Genomic DNA, 17,129 nt, shown 5'->3' with positions numbered 1-17,129 from the left:
ATCCGCGTGGGTCCAATAACAAAATCAGTAAAAAACTTAAAGTATTTTTTGGCGGATCACATCAAATTATTAGGGTTGCACATCTTTTAAATCTTTTCTACATTCAGACAAATCGCACTTAAATTAAGCGTTAGCAAATTATTATAGCGTTAGTTTAAAGTATTAGAGGGCCAAAACTTGCTACCCGTGGTTTCTTTTGCCTTTTTTTCATATAATAAATTTCTTAATGCTTAAGATTAGTTGCAATTAGAGAGGTATCATGCACTAGGATGACATCATAAAAGGCTATTTAGATGAAAACAAAGGAGCGTTGGAATGACACCATCTGCTATGAAAACTACCTATAAATTGCAACGCTTATACACCAAAGGTTAAGGCCATAGAATAATAGAAGCGGTCCTTGCTAGCTATATAAGCTATAAACTCAAATTACTTCAAATCTGAACTTTCAATCTTAAGAGGTACGTTATGTTAAATAACTTCAATTTCAAAGAATTTTTCAACCATTACGAAACAAATAGTATGTCAGACGATATACAAAGGTATTATATGCTGTGGAAATCAGTAATAGCGCAGGCAATGATTGATACAGCAAGTAACTGTAAAAAAACAGAAAGCTTGGTAGAAAAATGCAAAGCAATTTCTTGGTTATTAGAGTTTAGTCGAGATTTCGCGTACACATGTATACTGGCTGATTGTGGCCCGGTATATGTAAAAAATAAAATACAGCCAATTTTAAAAAGTTTTACTAAATCAGATGAGGCCTCTGTACATACTTAATGAGATCTGCTCCTTCCACTGAAAAAGATATCATTTAGCCTTTTATCTATAATTTCCTCTATATCTTTAACTAACAGCTGCTTTATTATGGCCACTTTCTGTCTTGCATCTTGATCATAATGCTCGCCATTGTGACCATAACAACTGCCATCGCCATAGCCGTTCCTACTACTATAACTATAATCATTTGATTTACCATTGTGACATACTTTACTGCTCTTTTTGCCTGTGATTATGAACCTGAGTAACTGTATTATTCTTTCCTTTAAAAAAGACTTCCAGCCTTTGCTAAGAAATAATTTATAGAGAAAATGCGGAGCAAGGAATGCTACTAACATTCGAACAGAAATTCCATAACCGAGATCATCTCTGTTATCATAATACCACTTGCAATATTGAAACAAATGGTAAAATGCATTTTTGAAAGAGCCACATTCTACAGCATACCAAAAACCATTGCTGAGAAACATGAGCATAATGCTAGATGTATAAAGATACACTGTGAAAAGAAATAGTTTTAGAGCTATATCCTTTAAGCTGCCTAGTATATAATTAAATAACCTTAATTTATAGAAAAGTGATATCATTTTACACCTTACTCAATATGGCTGGGGTGGAAGGACTCGAACCTTCGGGTGGCGGTATCAAAAACCGCTGCCTTACCACTTGGCTACACCCCAATACTATTCACATCAACAACACTATTAACCCAATTAGTAAAAGATTCATTTGCTTTTTCCATGGGTACTACCACAATAGCTGGCTGATCATAAGAATGCGTTGCCTCGATTTTTTCTATAATTTTATCAACTTGATCGTTTCTGCTTTTCATGATTGCAGCTACTTCACAACTATTATTAATTTCACCTTCCCATAAATACAGAGAATTTACCTCAGGAAATATATTTACGCATACAATTAATTTTTCGCTTAACAATTCTTCAGAAATAGCTTTAGCTTCCTTTAAATTTGAAAAAGTTGTATAAACTAAAACTAAACCACTCATTAGAATCCACATAAGCGTACTGCTACTATACTCCACTAAGATTTATTCATCAAGAGAAAATAGATGAGACTTTTTTCGGAACCTTGTCGTTCCAGCGCGTGACGCCAGAATCTAGGATTTTTCTATCATAGTTTAAAACAAAAAAGGACGTTACTCATTGAGTAACGTCCTTTTGGAGAAAGTGAGTAGTTTTGTTTACTCTATAATTCTCACAGTTGTTTGTGTAGCTCCAGGTTCAGTTATTACTGAAGAAAGCAGTTGTGGTATCTCATGCTCTAGATTATTAAGAGCCTCATCAAGCCCTCTATCCAATTCTTTTAGAATAGGATCTTGTTCATTTGGTGTAGAAGGACTAGATAAGCCTACTGCACTATCAAAAGATAGACTTTTAGTTACCTGTGGTGGAGCAATTTCCTTAAGCTGAGAAGAACCACTACTTAAGCTACTATATAAATTACTTCCTCTAAGATGGTTAGGATTTACTGTTGCAGGTGGCACTGTGTCTGATTCAAAAGTTTGATATTTAACTTCAGAAGTTTTTTCGGACTTCTTGCCAACTTTGAAAAGTGATAACGATTTATTCCAAAGTGAAGTAGTTGTTTTTACTTCTTTATTCTCCTCAGTACCTAACAATCCAGCTGTACTACTATCAGTACTGTTACAATTCAGTGATGAACCGCTTCCTGATAAGCTGCTTTCGGAGCTTTGCGGAGAGAATAAAGACCTACTAGATTTTGTATCACCTGCCCCAAACATGTTACAACGCATTTTAAGCTCTCCTTTGAGAGCGTGATTTTCTTTGCATTTTGCAATAACTTCCTTAATTTCATCATAATGTTCAGAGAAAATACTGTCGATGAAATAACTACCATCAGGCAATGACCTTTGTGTTAACAAGCTATGCAAACTTTTCTTATTTAAATTGTTAACGAATTTTTTCTGTATTTTCCACTTAGAAGCATACTCTACACATCCAGATTTTGCTTCTTCTGCCATTTTTGAATCAATTTTTGACGATATTTCAGAAAGTATATCTTCTACTAACCCAGAATTATTTCCTTTGTCAGCAAAAATTTCTTTCATATCGTTTCTTATTTCATCAATTTTCTTAAGCTCCTCTGGAGTAAATCTTTTGATCTTATCTAAATAATTTTCCTTACCAGCTGCCCTATATAACTTATTTGCTGCTGTACTAAGTATACCGCTTGTTTTTTCCTTTGCTTTTTCACTTACAAAGTCAGCACCTTTTTTCAGTGAATCTACTGAATATTCATAACTATCTCTAATTTTGCCTGCAGTATATCTTGCCCCTTCAACTGTTTTTTCTGCTGACCATTTGAGCCCTTTGAATGTATATTTCACTGCCTCAAAAGCAAAAAATAGAGTAAGGGCAACTACTGCACCTGTTGCTGCAGCTGGAAAAAGAATCACCAAAAATGGAAATGCTGCACCAAATATCGTACCCGCTACACTTACTGCAACCATTTGCTCTTTCTCAGACCAGTTAGAGAAATTTTTTATATCTTTAAGTTTACCCTGCAAAGTTTTAACAAAAGTAGAACTTTGTTTAGGACTTGAATCTGTATTTGTTAACATTTTAAACCTCACTATTAATTAAATATATTGTATTGTACATTTTCATTTCTTAAGTTAGTGTTAACATGACTATCAACGTTCATTCATTTTCGAATAATTTTGCTTGACGTGTTTTTTGAAAGCGTGGAGAATTAGGTTAAAGGCTCTTTAGCTAATTTATGAGATGTACAAAAAGGGCACTCCTTCTCTTAATCATTGCAGTTTTAACAATAGTTTTGTTATCTTATCACTATTCTTACCTGCATGAAAACGTAGTGCACCTAAAAAACGACAACAAAGAATTTAAAAAAAAGCCAGAGAATTCCATAGAGTCAACAATACTACATAGAGAAAAGGAAGTGTATGAGCATGTCTTCCATCTTAACAATTAACTCGTAAATAAAATAGTAATTTGTATTTGCATTTTCCTACTAAATGAAGTAATATTAGCGCATTAATTATAGAATTAATCATTATGCTTGATGAGAATAATCCTTGGAATCTGGGCAAGAAACCAATAAGGAATAAAGCTCCTAATAATGAAGATATTTTAAGTAAAGTTATATCTGAGGTAAGGTATTTCTTCACTGGTTTAACAAGAAATAGCGGCAAAAAACCTTATTTAATCATTTTTATTATTTTGTTCATCTATGCTTGTACTGGCTTCTATATTGTCCATCCGAGTGAGGAAGGTATAGAACTTACTTTTGGCAAATATTCTAACACAGAAACACCTGGTTTGCGCTATCACTTCCCCTACCCTATTGGTAAGGTTTTTAAAGTGAATGTTAAAGAAGTAAATCGTGAAGAAATTGGGGTAAGTAGCTCCTATGGGCAAGATACAGATCGCGGTGAAGGTGTGATGCTTACTGGAGATGAGAACATAGTTAATGTTAATTTTGAGGTCCAATGGCGCGTTAGAGATGCTAAAGATTACTTATTCAAAGTGCGAGATTATAAACCTGGCTTTAGTGTCAAAAATGCTGCCGAGAGTGCCATGAGGGAGATAATAGGTAAAAACACGATCTCTTTTGGACTCGAAGGTCAAGGCAGAGCTGAAATTTCCAGAGACACTAGAACTTTACTGCAACAGATTCTTGATGGATACCAAATGGGCATAGAAATTCTATCTGTCCAAATGAAAAAAATAGACCCACCAGAAAAAGTAATTAGTTCATTTAGAGATGTACAAAGTGCTCGCGCAGATAAAGAGCGTACCATAAACGAAGCATATGCTTATAGCAATGATATTATACCTCGAGCAAGAGGTGAGGCAATAAAGATAAAACTAGATGCAGAGGCATATGAAAATGAAATAACAAATGAAGCAAAAGGTAATGCAAATCGCTTTTTGTCCCTCTATGAAGAATACAAGCAAAATCCTTCTCTCGTCAAGAATCGTCTTTATCTTGAAACTATGGAAAATATTCTTAATAAAGTAGATAAAGTTGTTGTAACTGATGACCTGAAAGGTATGTTTTCTTATCTACCTCTTACAAATTTGGAGAAATAGTCATGTATAGTAATATTAAAATTGCGTTTGCTTCTGTATTTGCTATTCTGTTGATCGTTCTATCTAGCTCAATATTTGTTGTGCAAGAAACAAAGCAAGCAATAGTCATACAATTGGGTAAAGTCGTAAGAGATATTAGGAAAAGCGGTTTATATTTTAAGTTGCCATTTATAAATAACGTAGAATTTCTTGATAAGAGAGTTTTAGATTTAAGTCCTGATAAAACTCCAAGAGAAGTGATAACTGCAGATCAAAAACGTATCATAGTAGATGCCTATGCAAAATATAAAATAATCGATCCTGTCACTTTTTACCAAACTGTGAGAAATGAATCAAGGTTAGTGAGAAGACTATATCCAATCATGGAAGCTCACATAAGAGAAAATATAGGAAGATTTTCATTAATTAGTTTATTGAATGAAAAAAGGTCAGAAGTCATGCAATTAATCCAACGTGGAGTTTACTCTGAAGCTGGAAAATTTGGTATAGAAATAATAGATGTAAGGATTAAGAGAGCAGACTTACCAGAAGAAAATAGTTCTGCAATATTCCTCCGTATGCAAACTGAAAGAGAAAAAGAAGCAAAGGAAATCAGAGCAGAAGGAGAGCAAGTAGGGCAGGAAATTAGATCAAAAGCTGATAAACTAAAAAGGGAAATCATTGCTAGTGCAGTAAAGGAAGCCTATGAAATAAGAGGCCGTGGTTATGCTGAAGCAACCAGAATTTATAACGAGGCGTTTAAGGTTGATAAAGAGTTTTTTAATTTTTATCGCTCTATGAGCGCTTACAGTAAATCGTTCGCTGGAAATAACACCAAATTTATACTTTCACCAAATAATAGTTTCTTGAATATTATGAATAAGGGATGGAAATAGCTTATGAAAAGCAAGGTTTTATCTATATTTGCATGTTTTTTGATTTCATTTTCTTTGTATGCCAATATGTTTGACTGGGGTACAAAAAAGGCTGCAGATACTAGTACTCCCACATGCAATTCTAATCATGGTCTTGCTGACCTAGTTGAAGAACTCATCCCTGCAGTTGTAAATATTTCTAGTGAGCAAATTATTAAGCAAGAAAATAGCAACAGAACTAGAGTTTCACCTATACCACGAAATGACTTTTTTGATGGTTTTAGAGAGTTTTTTGAGCACTTTGATCAGTTTTTTATGGACAGGAGTCCTAGTATTAACAGAGAGGTGATACTGCTTGGGTCTGGGTTTATTATAGATAAAAGTGGAACTATAGTAACTAATCATCATGTTATTAAAAACGCCCAAGATATTACAGTCACTATGAACGATAACACTTATTTCAAAGCAGAAGTCTTGGGCTATGACGCAAAAACTGATCTTGCCGTGCTTAAGATCAAAGCTGACAAAGATCTTTCTTTTGTAACATTTGGTGATTCTGATAAAGCAAGGGTTGGCGATACGGTTATGGCAATAGGCAACCCATTTGGTTTGGGTGGCTCTGTAAGTACAGGAATTATATCTGCAAGGTCAAGGGATATTAGTATTGGTACCACGAATGAGTTTATCCAAACTGATGCTGCAATTAATAGAGGCAACTCCGGAGGGCCATTATTTGATTTAAATGGAAAAGTTATAGGTATTAATACCGCTATTTATTCCCCATCTGAGTCTGGCGGTAATGTGGGTATAGGCTTTGCCATACCGTCTAATCTAGCTGTATCAATTATTGACATATTAAAAAGTGGTAAAAAAATAAAACATGGTTGGCTTGGCGTGCAAGCCCAGTCTATAACAAGAGAATTTGCTGAGTCTTTAGGCTTAAAAGATACAAGAGGTGCATTGGTCGCAGACATAGTAAAGAACAGTCCCGCAGAAAAAGGTGGTATTAAAGTAGGTGATATATTATTAGAGTTTGATGGTAAAAAAATCGATAGAATGACACAATTACTTCAAATGGTTTCAAGAACTGAGCCTGAGAAAAAAGTACAAATTAAATTACTTAGAAAAGGCAAAGAAGTTAACATTAAGGTCATCATTGCAGAATCTGCAATCGACAACCAAGATAGTAGCCAAGAAAAAAACAAATCAACATCTGATTATATAACTGGTCTAACTGTTTCAAATCTGCCGAAAGAATCAAAAGAAATTCAAAACGACGCACCTACAAAAGGTGTAATAGTTACCAACGTAGATATTAACAGTAATGCTACACTGCGTGGCATTAAAAAAGGAGACATCATCATCCAACTAGACGAAGTTGATATAGAAAACACTGATGATTTTCAAAAACAAGTTAATTTAGCAGTAAAGAAAAAAGGTAAAGATTCAATAATGTTGCTTATTTACCGCAATGGAAATCAGTTTTTTACTTCAATAAGATTGAAGAAATAACCTGTTCTAGCTTTTGCTGTTGCGGTATATACTTCTAACATTGAGCTTGTTGCGTTGCCTACTGTTATTTCAGTGCTCAACATTGGGATCCATGCTCCCTTTTTTTCCTAGGTCCCAACGTTATGTGCTAGAACAATCCCGAATGGTCTTTCATATTACGATCATGCGAGAAATTCTCTGAACTTGCACAGCTAGAAAAACCTTCATACAACTTATTTTTTTAAACTCCTCAACTTTCTCTCCATTGTTTAGTGAGCCATGTTTAGCAAAATATTTATCTACCTTCTGAACGTATAAACTAATTAACTTAGGAAAAGCATATCAAGTTTCGTTGGAAGATTTTAAACATGTAATTGGTAGTATGTATATATCTTTATCAGCTTTTTCAGGATCAATGCATTCACTGCTTTCTCTTAACGTTGCATGTTATTTGAAAAACTTTTCACTCTCTTCAAAGCCTTCAAAGACCTCTTTTTTTTTGGTAATCTTTTTCTCTACTATTTCATTCTATTTTTTCTACTTTTGTTGCAAGCTGAGCTGCTTGTTTAATTGTTTTGTCTTCCTCTCGGTTAAAGTACATCGTATAAGGAGCAATTGAATTTACGATTTTATGTGTTTTCCAATGAAAACCAAAAATCCTTAATACTAGCTTGATTATCGGAGCAAGAAAAATTTTTAATTTCGCTATGAACTCAAAATAATAAAGAGATGCTTGTCTGAGAAAACTAGTAGCATTGCTAACAATACACTACAAATTTATATCTCTACCTTTAAAATTTTTACGAATTTCCGCAACTACATGCCTACTTACGCAGTCTCTGAATAATATAATACCATCTAGTTTTATTCCCTTTTCTAATAAGTTAGTTACAACTGCAATACCAGATTTAACTCTATTACTACGTATTAATGAACTGTTTTTACTTAACCCAAGCCCAGGATAATTAAAGAGATGTACAGTGATACCCTACTCTTTAGCCCAATCACAACCTAGAAATAATCTTTGCTAGACTTTTACGCCCTATTCCCGCCAATAAAATATACCAGATATTTTTCACTTTGATCATTATTCTAGTCTATATTTTTATCAGGAAGCGTAATTATCTTGATTTTCATCCCATTTTAAGTTTTTACAAATTCTTCTTTAGTTTTCACTCTTTCCATTGCTGTCACGTCCTAATCCTCATCGCATTAATTTAACAATATATAAAACTTTAAAAAATTAATCCTTATGAACAAAATAAACTTTCCAAGATTCATCAAGTTATGCTTTCAAACGGTGGTGCCGGAGTGTGAATATAATGACTATCAATATATAAAAGTCGTAGCAGATAGGCTAGAGGCAGCAAATGTTGGCAAAGTGAGGCAAATAATATTCAACATGCCTCCCCATTCAATGAAGTCGATATGCGTGAGCGTTGCGTGGCCTGCATGGATACTGGGAAATCAACCAACTGTAAGAATAATAGTTGCAAGTTATTCTCGGCAGCTTAGCGAAAAGCACTCACTCTATACAAGGTGTGTAATGCAACCAGTTAGTATAGAGAGCTATTTCTGGAAGTAGAACTACCTAAAGACCAGAACACTAAATACAAATTTCAAACAGTGCAGAGAGAATATAGGATCACAACATCAGTTGAAGGAACATTAATCAGTGAAGGTAGAGATTTCATCATCGTTGATGATCCACTAAGTCCTACTCAAGCTTTGAGTGAAACTTTTCGAAAGCGTGCCACAAACTGGTTTGATCAGACTTAGGACTTAGTAACCAAGCCAAACGACAGAAAAAAAGGAGCAATTGTTCTTGTGATGCACAGGCTACACCTGGAAGACTTAACTGGGCATCTTCTTTCCAAACCAAAAAATATATGGCATCACGCTTATTTACCAATGATATATGAAAATAAGGAGGTTATTTATTCAACCAAAAAGCCAGTGCCCCCTGTTCCTGTCATCCGAGTAACTACGGATGAGTATACCAACAATAAAAGCTGGATTACAGCATCACACACTACATCTGCAAGTTTTATACCTAAGAAAGGAAGGTCAGTTGCTATACCCCTAGATGGAGGAAAAAAAGAAGTTGAGATGATAAAAGCCGAACTTGGGAGCTATGCTTTTGCTGCGCAATACCAACAGAATCCTCTACTACTTTCAAATGGTATAATCAAACGAGAGTGGCTGTAGCGCTATAAAAATTTCCCTGATAATCTCTCACATATAACTCAAAGCTGGGACACTGCAGTTTCAACAAGTGACACTAACGACTTCAGCGCCTGCACCACCTGTACAAAAGTAGGCAATAAATCCTATTTAACAAAGGAGCAGATTCTTTATCGGAAAGTAGAAGTTTTAGAATGTTAAAGTGCTCAGTTAGATTAATCAAAGATAAAGAATTCAAGCATCGGGAGAAAGCAGAAAAAACACAACAGGAAAAAAGACCAGTTGATGATGAGTATGAATTGCTTAAATATTCATTGCTACCTCGTAGTGATTGCCCTTTAATTGATGTTGTTGGAAAAGATACATTTGATAATTTAATATGTATATGGTTTGCTGACGTACATACTTCCACACCAGATCAAAAGAAGTTGAATGAAGAGATGTTAATGATTCTTAAAGATCTTCCATATTTTAGTGACAGCAGTCATCCTATTGTAGATGGATATATTACAAGACTGAAAGGGTTATTTCAGAAGAATCATGGTAATGATTATCTAAAAACTGTCCTTAATCTTGAGAGAGGAGAATCTAGGTTAACAGCACTGCATTTGGTATCAAGTATAAATGATCCAGCAGTAGAAAAGCTTATGGATTTACTCTCGGAGGCTGGGGCTGAAATCAATAAAAAGGACAATAGAGAAAAAACACCTTTGCACTATGCTGCTTATTCCGGTTGTGGTAAAAGTGTAGATTTACTCCTAGAAAAAGGAGCTCTCAATACACCTGATGAACAAGAAGAAATCCCACTAGAAGTTGCAATTGGTAATCATAACTACAATGTTAAAAGGTTGCTTCTAATTGACAAACAAAAGAGTTTGGAAGAAAAGTTATACAGGGCCTTAAATAAAAGATAATGGCCTTACTGAGTTAAAAAAGCTATTAAATTAACACAATGATACTCAAAATTTAAGAAGGGTTTTAAACCTTCATGATAATAAAGGAAGGTCATGGATTCCTCAATCTGTTAGAGAATTGAAAGATGAGATTTTTCATAAAGAAGCAGAAAGATTTCTGCTAGCAGTGGGGGCGATTAACTACAAAGGATTAGAGAGAAAAGAACATCTGCCCAAATTTAGCAACTCTGTGGGATAATTTAATGCTACACGAGCAACAGAAATTGAAGCCACTTCTAGAGGAAGTAAATGGAGCTCAAAGTATGAACGAACTGGAGCAAGTTGTAAATGAAGCTATAAAATCTAGAATAAGGCTTAATCTTCCTCATCAAGGGAAGCTATATGGAAAGACGCATGAAAGTAAATACTGTTTTGCAGATTATGTAATAAAAAGAACTAGCGACTTAAAAAAGAAGCATAAAACCGAAAAAGATATAGAAGTTGCTAGTGGTATAGTATGTAAATTGGTATCGCAAGTAGCGGTGTTATACAACATAAACAGCATGTGCATAATTGACGCACTAGAAGAATTTAAAGGTCACAAAGCTAATATGAAACAAGTTTGCCTAGTTTATCGAATCGTACTCTTAAATTCATGAAAATCGCTAAAAATGCAGCTACTGGTAAGGTACAAGAGGCAAGAATGGATAGCTCTACTTTTTACTTAGAATATTCAGAGGACAGCACAATACATGTTGCAAAAATTACAGATGGGGCAAGAAATTTAGGGATAACTCAGAGAGAAGAGGGATATGGAAGGAATATAATTAAAGCTCGGTAAAAGTGAGGTAGAAATTATAATGAAAATGGTATAAGCAATTATACGGAACTTGCGGACGGTAATGATATAGCGTTGACTTTCTATATTGGTGAGAAAGAGTTAGAAGTTAAGTTATACCATGATAAGGGAAATAAAGATATAGTAAAGGTAGAGGTAAGAGATCAAGAGAAGTGGAAAAAATTAAACAGTTGTAATGAGGAAATAAGAAAAAATTGCCAATTTGGAGGGTTGTTAGTTAAAGAAGCCATAAAACAAGGGTTTTTACTAGATCTGGAAAATTGATGCGTACTGAAGCAATGAGCTCACCAGTAAACTCTTATTAGGTAGTATATCTTTATCTTCTCCTACACAACAGCAAGAAGCATAAACTCAAAGTTGCTCAATATAGAGTTTCATGGATAGGTTTTGAAGAAAGAAACAAAAATAGTATAATACTGTTACATAATATCATACTCAAAGCTATAATGCAGTCTATATCAAATACTTTACAAGATAAAGTAATGGGTAAGAAAAAAATCAATTTTAGTAGGAATGATTTAAACGATTCGAAAAAGCAGATGTTAAAACATGCTGACAATTTAGAATTTGAAGAAGCAACAAAAATAAAAGATATTATCAAAATATTTAATAATGCATGCTATAATAGCTATAGCTAAAAAAGTAAATAATTTTATTGACTCCTTTAATATTAACATTTATTAAATGTTTAGTGCCATAAAATTAAATTATACAGTTTGATAATAGAAAGGAATAAATATGATTGAAAATCCTTTTAACGGTAACAACGACAGCTCAATCTTCAAAGTTAAGATCAGGGAGCAGGATTTATCTGCAGAAGAAAAACTGAATGAGCTTAAAGGTGCTGTCGAGGAAATCGCGAAAAAATCTGCACTTAAGCGGCTTAAGTTGGAGCGCGAAGCTTGTGGTCATGTTGATGGCATATTCTCTCAGGTAGAGCAGAATAACGAAGAAGATTTTAGAAATGTATTATCTGGTGTAGAGCTTCCAATCAAAGAAGAGGAAGATTACTTTACAAGTGGAATAGATACCTTGTTACAAGAGCTGTTTAAATTCTTAAAACCTCTTTTTAATGAGTTTGATGTAGATGTAGATCCAAAAATCTTTAATATGATAAAGGAGAGGAAGGAAAAAAGCTGGCTTGCTTCAATAATCAGATTTTTATATTATAAAGTTAAAGGATTAATCAATAAGGTATTTTCAAAAGATTTAAGCCTCAATGAAAAAATTATTAAAGAGATAAAAAAATTAGAAGAAAGGTTATTCGATGGTGATCTACCCGAAGAAAAGAAAATAGAAATATTAAAAAGATTAGCAGCCTTACACGATCTTAAATTAAAATTGCAAACGTTTGCGGTTGGTTGGATTCTTACGGCTCTAGCAACATTCTTTGAAATCGACCTGACAGTTGCGATAAAAACAGGAACAACTAAAGAAGTTGACAAAAAAGCAAAAGAAACATCAACAAAAGAAAAAGAAGCAACTAAAGAAGTTTGTGAATATATAAGAATAAAGGTAGATGAAAGAGAAAGAGCTCGGCCCATTGTGCAAATTTCCCTTTTTGACTTTTCATCTGGAATTGCTAGGCCAATCCCTCTGACTAAACCACAGCTTGATCTTTTATCAAATTTTCTAAAAAATATGATTCATTCTGTATACAAATATGATATGAATAGAGAGAATCGTGAGCTAAAAGAAACAAAAGCAGTTAAAGAAAATGAACAAGAAAAATCAACGGAATTTATTGCTATGTGTCCATCTGCTCTAGAGCAATCTGCAGCGAATACAGAGGGATCGACAGAAAATCGGACTTCTTATGGATGCAGTGCTAGATGGGCAAGAAAGGGAAACCAAGATAGCAGTGATATCTATAAGCAAGCTTCAAATCAACCGGCTCAAAGCTCTATTCCTAACAGAGTAGCTCCAAAACAGTCTGTTAAAAGTTCTGTTGCTGGTTATGAATACGATTTTACTAATTTGAAAGGTTCTGAACATGAACTTCAACAAAGCCCTATGAGTAGTGCCCAGCCAACAAACGAACTTAATAATGTAGAAATTACAGTATGTCAATCAACAGAAAGGGCACCATCGTTAGGTAGATAGATCTCAGCGTTAGCTTACTTGTATAACAGGGAAAGGAAGTTGGGGTCATGTTCTATGGGTATTGGTATGACAAAAGAAGGGTATCATTCCAGCGCGTGACGCTGGAGTATAAGAAAGGTGAATAAGACTAAAAAAATATAAAAAAAGTGTTTACACTATAATTTGCTTTTGATATACTGATTAAGTAATATTCTTACAGGTGGTTAAAATGCACGGGAGTAATGATAAAGAAAAGTTCAAGGGGGAAAAAGAGTGGGATCTTCAAAACAAAGGTGAAGGTGGTGGACAAGTGCTAGCTGTTAAAGGAGCGAGGTTTGATGATCATAGTGATACAGCGAAGAGAATACGAGAAAGAAAACGTCAATCTGAGCAGAAAGAGAAAGATAATCCTAGTGGTTCTGTAAGTAGGTAGTTCTAGTAGAACTAGTAACAGTAAGAAAAAGTAGTGGTTGTAATTTAAAGACAGGGGTTTGGTATGACTGATATAAAAGAAACATTAAGAGCGTTGGTGAGTGTTTTTAATGTATATAATTATGCTCGTGACACAGTTGAAACTAATTTCAAGTTGGAAGACAGAGGTGGAAAGAACTATATTACAGTCTCATTCGATAAAGGTATTGATGAGTATCAGTGTGTAGAATACCTGAGAGATATAAAGAGGAAAATAATAGGTGAGTTTTACTGCATTAAAGAAGAAAGTACAGATGAAGCAGTATTAAACACAGCTAAGCTAATTTTTGATGTTGAATCTTTTCCATTTAGCCTCAATAAAGGAGAGTTGCTTGGGGATGAGTATCGTGGGTTTAAGTTTGTAACACCAATAGACACAGGTGTAATTCATAATTTGAAGTCTCACTTAGCTTCTTCACTTAAAAAAGATGTCCTGGAAGGCATGAAGATTAGTAGCGAAACTGTAGCATTTAACAAGGAGAAATATTTGTGCCATGATGAGTTTCCCAGTTCAAAATTACGTAAGCAATTTGAGAGAGAGTTTTCATTAAAAGTAAAAAAAAGGTATAAGAATGTTCCTAAGAAGCTTTTAAAAGTTAAAGGTAATGGTATATATATAAGAAATGTTTTAGATGATGTTCGTTTTATTGATAGTATAACACAATATGTTGCATGGCTTATAGGTATGGACCTTGGGGTTAGTAATAGTGTTGATTATAAGGTGAAGTTATTTAAAAACATGATAATAGAGTCTATTGATCAATTAACTGGGGTGGTAATAGATGGGTTTATTTGTGCTTCCCCTTTAAATAGAAAAGAAGCCTCAGTTCTCATACCTGTTATACAAGGTCATAAGGGAATTAGATTTATGACAAAGGAAGAAGCACGTACTATAAATAGTGCATTTAATAATATTATACTTAACGATACTAGTGGTAGAACTCAAGCAGAATTGTCAGTAAATGGAAACAATGCAATATACGGTATAGACTTTTCTAATTCAGAAATTTCTTACTGTGTGATAACAAAAATTATAGAAAACTCTGTAATCAATAAAAAACATGAATTGTCCATTGGCCCTGAGTTTCGTTTTCAGCCATTGTCGCAGTTACCATTGCCTAAAGAAATGATACCTACACAGTTGGAATCTCCCAGGCGTGAGTCAGGGCTTCTGTTCCTCCTGCAAAATAATGTAGGTTCAATTCATCAATCACAGCTATCCACAGGCATGGCTGCGGTAAATGCTGAAAGTAAGCAAGTAGCTTGTGAGGGGTCTCTTTCTTTAATATTTGGTGAAGGTAATCTAGAAAAAAGTAGCAGTGAGCATTTTAAAGCAAAGTTTGATGAGGATAGAGTTAGTAATAAATCTGAGAGTAAATCTCTGAAAGAACATGGTACTTATAAAATACAAGTTCATGTTCCCTATCAACCACCTAGCAATGGTAGTGGTGTTGCTTTACAAGCTACAGGTTCTTCTAATGCTGAGGTGGATAATTTGGCGCTTTCAATCAATAGTGATGTAACTCCTATAAGTCCATTAAAATCTAGTTTATCGTCATACATGCTGTGTAAAAGTTGGCCGACCCGAAGTCACAGACCTTCTGGGTCATGTAACAAACTTTCAGAAATACGTGTTATTCAGGTTATACAACAACATTCTAAAGGAGCAATTCCTAAAAATGTTAGACCCTTTCGTTATGTTGATGAGGCTGTGCGAAAGCGTCAAAAAGCCAATAAAGAAAATAAGCAGGTTTATCAATAATTACCTGACCTTTTTCTTCTTGTATACCTTAACCACTCAATCAGAGCAGGGGATAAAATCCCTTACCCTGAAGGTGTTGGTGTTAGTTTCACTGTATTTAACATCAAGTTGCTCCGTCTTTTCTACTTTTTTCGAGCTTAGCACCAGCAGATCCGCTATCAAAACACAGTTTCATTTCGGCTAAAAAGGAATTAGAAGCATATGGTACCCTTTTGAGCTTCTTTGCTGTTTTCGTGTATCGGGTGGTGTCGTCCTATTTCATCAAGATCTTCACTACTTTATTGATATTTTCATATAGTTTGGTATTAGTTGAGATAGCTCCAGTATTATCAATTCTAGGGGTAGTATTTTGATGTTTTACAATTGTTGCATTGCACGATTTAGTGTAAGTTATAGTAGTTCCAGTATTGATAGCAGTTTCTGCTACAAAAGCGGAAAATGGTGTCTGTTCTGTGGTCGTTTTCACGCTGAGAATATCTTCTGAAAGTTTTGTTTTTCAGCTTCCGTCTCTCGCACCGCTTAGAACATGTCTTGAATTGCGCTTATTATTAGCTAGCGTTACAAAAAATCATATATAGTTTAAAATAGATAGTAAATAACTAACTACTACGGATTTTCCTTACCTTTTTTACTTAGTAAACTTCTGTAAACGTTTACTGTTTTGCACCCCAGTCTTTTTCAAATATTGCAAGCCCCTGGTCAGTAAGTGGATGATTGAGCAATTGTTCAAGTACTTTTGCTGGTACAGTAATTGAATCAGCACCGAGCCTTGCAGCTTTTATCACATGCGCTGGACTTCTCACTGATGCAACAAGAACTTTAGTATCAAAGCCGTAATTAGAATATATAATGCATATATCTTCTATTAGTGATAAACCATCATAGCTCACATCATCAAGACGTCCTACAAAAGGGGAAATGAAACAAGCACCGGCCTTAGCGGCAAACAGTGCTTGCCCAGGAGAAAAACATAATGTAACGTTAACAGGTATTTCATGCTCTGTCCACAACTTTTTACAAGAAATTAATCCTTCGTGTGTAAGAGGCAACTTGACTACGATATTACTAGCTATTTTCGCTAATTTAATGCCTTCTTTAACCATTTCCTCATAATTATCTGCAACAACCTCAACACTAACAGGCCCTTTTATAATAGAGCATATCTCACTTACTAAATCTTCGTATTTATCTTTACGCCCTGACCTTGCTATTAAAGAAGGATTGGTCGTTATACCATCAATGAATTCTTTTAGCTCTTTAATTTCATTTAAATCAACGCTATCAAGAAAAATATCCATACTCTATAATAACACATAATAAAAACTTACTGATTAAGATAATTTAATCTCATATTAATCCCCTTACTTTTAAACGATTCCTCATCATGAATTGCACAATCAAAAACCTGAACTTGACTTGTCATAAAGCTACAATCATTACTCACAACTTCTAATATACCACCACTAATCACAACTTTCTCTCTCTTTCGATTATTTACTTTAACAGTAATTATACCAGGTAATAAATAAATTAAATAAGGAGAATGGTGAGCTAAAACCATAATCTCCCCTTCTAGCCCACTTACCGAGAGAGAAATTACTTTATTGAATATAATTTGATTATCAGGAGAGAAAAATTGCACTTTGAAGGTATTCATAA

The 17,129-nt window shown here is 34.3% G+C and carries 19 protein-coding genes, 1 tRNA gene and 2 pseudogenes; 14 read left to right on the top strand and 8 right to left on the bottom strand.

Translation table 11 applies throughout. The features are described from left to right. Positions 1-468 precede the first annotated feature (468 nt). Positions 469-780, top strand: coding sequence for a hypothetical protein (locus tag QUS22_RS01605; protein WP_289513235.1), 312 nt, complete (start codon positions 469-471; stop codon positions 778-780). Here the strand turns inward: QUS22_RS01605 and QUS22_RS01600 are convergent. The 4 genes from QUS22_RS01600 to QUS22_RS01585 form a co-directional block, all read right to left on the bottom strand. Continuing rightward, positions 777-1,367 carry a hypothetical protein gene (locus QUS22_RS01600; RefSeq protein WP_353477706.1) on the bottom strand — a complete coding sequence of 197 codons (591 nt, stop codon included), beginning with the start codon at positions 1,365-1,367 and terminating at the stop codon, positions 777-779. The genes QUS22_RS01605 and QUS22_RS01600 overlap by 4 nt on opposite strands. Positions 1,368-1,385: 18 nt before the next feature. Continuing rightward, a tRNA-Gln gene (locus QUS22_RS01595) sits at positions 1,386-1,460 on the bottom strand. After that, complete coding sequence (cutA, locus tag QUS22_RS01590; RefSeq protein WP_289513233.1) at positions 1,451-1,786, bottom strand: divalent-cation tolerance protein CutA; 336 nt, start codon at positions 1,784-1,786, stop codon at positions 1,451-1,453. Before cutA ends, QUS22_RS01595 begins: the two co-directional genes overlap by 10 nt. 195 nt (positions 1,787-1,981) lie before the next feature. Next, positions 1,982-3,382, bottom strand: a complete 1,401-nt coding sequence (locus QUS22_RS01585; RefSeq protein WP_289513232.1) for an actin-bundling T4SS effector WalE1 family protein — start codon at positions 3,380-3,382, stop codon at positions 1,982-1,984. 158 nt (positions 3,383-3,540) lie between these two features. Here QUS22_RS01585 and QUS22_RS01580 point away from each other — a divergent pair, with 158 nt between their 5' ends. From QUS22_RS01580 to QUS22_RS01565, 4 genes are all read left to right on the top strand, one after another. Continuing rightward, on the top strand, positions 3,541-3,753 hold the full coding sequence (locus tag QUS22_RS01580) for a hypothetical protein (protein WP_289513231.1): 213 nt from the start codon (positions 3,541-3,543) through the stop codon (positions 3,751-3,753). 83 nt (positions 3,754-3,836) lie between these two features. Further along, positions 3,837-4,874, top strand: a complete 1,038-nt coding sequence (hflK, locus tag QUS22_RS01575) for an FtsH protease activity modulator HflK (protein WP_289513230.1) — start codon at positions 3,837-3,839, stop codon at positions 4,872-4,874. Between the two features lie 2 nt (positions 4,875-4,876). Continuing rightward, entirely contained in the window at positions 4,877-5,749 is an 873-nt protein-coding gene (gene hflC, locus QUS22_RS01570; protein ID WP_289513229.1) for a protease modulator HflC, read from the top strand. Between the two features lie 3 nt (positions 5,750-5,752). Then, complete coding sequence (locus tag QUS22_RS01565; protein WP_289513228.1) at positions 5,753-7,240, top strand: DegQ family serine endoprotease; 1,488 nt, start codon at positions 5,753-5,755, stop codon at positions 7,238-7,240. A gap of 127 nt (positions 7,241-7,367) precedes the next feature. Here QUS22_RS01565 and QUS22_RS05645 read toward each other — a convergent pair. Next, positions 7,368-8,356: pseudogene (locus QUS22_RS05645) on the bottom strand (alpha/beta hydrolase family protein). A gap of 115 nt (positions 8,357-8,471) precedes the next feature. On the opposite strand from QUS22_RS05645, the pseudogene QUS22_RS05605 reads away from it, so the two are divergent. From QUS22_RS05605 to QUS22_RS01510, 9 genes and pseudogenes are all read left to right on the top strand, one after another. Then, a pseudogene (locus QUS22_RS05605) lies at positions 8,472-9,556 on the top strand (phage terminase large subunit); the annotation flags it as partial. Positions 9,557-9,597: 41 nt separating this feature from the next. Continuing rightward, positions 9,598-10,317, top strand: coding sequence for an ankyrin repeat domain-containing protein (locus QUS22_RS01545; protein ID WP_289513224.1), 720 nt, complete (start codon positions 9,598-9,600; stop codon positions 10,315-10,317). Positions 10,318-10,559: 242 nt separating this feature from the next. Next, a complete protein-coding gene (locus QUS22_RS01540) occupies positions 10,560-10,955 on the top strand; it encodes a hypothetical protein (RefSeq protein ID WP_289513223.1) in 396 nt (131 codons plus the stop codon). 44 nt (positions 10,956-10,999) lie between these two features. Beyond that, positions 11,000-11,137: a hypothetical protein gene (locus tag QUS22_RS01535; RefSeq protein WP_289513222.1), complete on the top strand. Its 138-nt coding sequence runs from the start codon at positions 11,000-11,002 to the stop codon at positions 11,135-11,137. Positions 11,138-11,209: 72 nt separating this feature from the next. Beyond that, positions 11,210-11,419: a hypothetical protein gene (locus tag QUS22_RS01530; RefSeq protein ID WP_289513221.1), complete on the top strand. Its 210-nt coding sequence runs from the start codon at positions 11,210-11,212 to the stop codon at positions 11,417-11,419. A 182-nt stretch (positions 11,420-11,601) separates the two neighbouring features. After that, positions 11,602-11,793: a hypothetical protein gene (locus QUS22_RS01525; protein WP_289513220.1), complete on the top strand. Its 192-nt coding sequence runs from the start codon at positions 11,602-11,604 to the stop codon at positions 11,791-11,793. Between the two features lie 100 nt (positions 11,794-11,893). Beyond that, the gene (locus tag QUS22_RS01520) at positions 11,894-13,258 is read left to right on the top strand and encodes a reticulon family protein (RefSeq protein WP_289513219.1); all 1,365 of its coding nucleotides are present in this window, start codon (positions 11,894-11,896) and stop codon (positions 13,256-13,258) included. Positions 13,259-13,466: 208 nt separating this feature from the next. Further along, the gene (locus tag QUS22_RS01515; protein ID WP_289513218.1) at positions 13,467-13,670 is read left to right on the top strand and encodes a hypothetical protein; all 204 of its coding nucleotides are present in this window, start codon (positions 13,467-13,469) and stop codon (positions 13,668-13,670) included. Positions 13,671-13,733: 63 nt separating this feature from the next. After that, on the top strand, positions 13,734-15,470 hold the full coding sequence (locus tag QUS22_RS01510; RefSeq protein ID WP_289513217.1) for a hypothetical protein: 1,737 nt from the start codon (positions 13,734-13,736) through the stop codon (positions 15,468-15,470). 253 nt (positions 15,471-15,723) lie between these two features. On the opposite strand, the gene QUS22_RS01505 is transcribed toward QUS22_RS01510, so the two are convergent. The 3 genes from QUS22_RS01505 to QUS22_RS01495 form a co-directional block, all read right to left on the bottom strand. Beyond that, on the bottom strand, positions 15,724-15,936 hold the full coding sequence (locus QUS22_RS01505) for a hypothetical protein (protein ID WP_289513216.1): 213 nt from the start codon (positions 15,934-15,936) through the stop codon (positions 15,724-15,726). 187 nt (positions 15,937-16,123) lie between these two features. Continuing rightward, the gene (gene fsa / locus QUS22_RS01500) at positions 16,124-16,768 is read right to left on the bottom strand and encodes a fructose-6-phosphate aldolase (protein ID WP_289513215.1); all 645 of its coding nucleotides are present in this window, start codon (positions 16,766-16,768) and stop codon (positions 16,124-16,126) included. 26 nt (positions 16,769-16,794) lie between these two features. After that, positions 16,795-17,127: a F0F1 ATP synthase subunit epsilon gene (locus QUS22_RS01495; RefSeq protein ID WP_289513214.1), complete on the bottom strand. Its 333-nt coding sequence runs from the start codon at positions 17,125-17,127 to the stop codon at positions 16,795-16,797. Between the last annotated feature and the right edge of the window lie 2 nt (positions 17,128-17,129).

The organism is Wolbachia pipientis, from assembly GCF_030373985.1.
GTDB lineage: Bacteria > Pseudomonadota > Alphaproteobacteria > Rickettsiales > Anaplasmataceae > Wolbachia > Wolbachia pipientis_D.
Note: the sequence above shows the minus strand (reverse complement) of the source record. Positions and strands in the feature narration are given on the sequence as shown.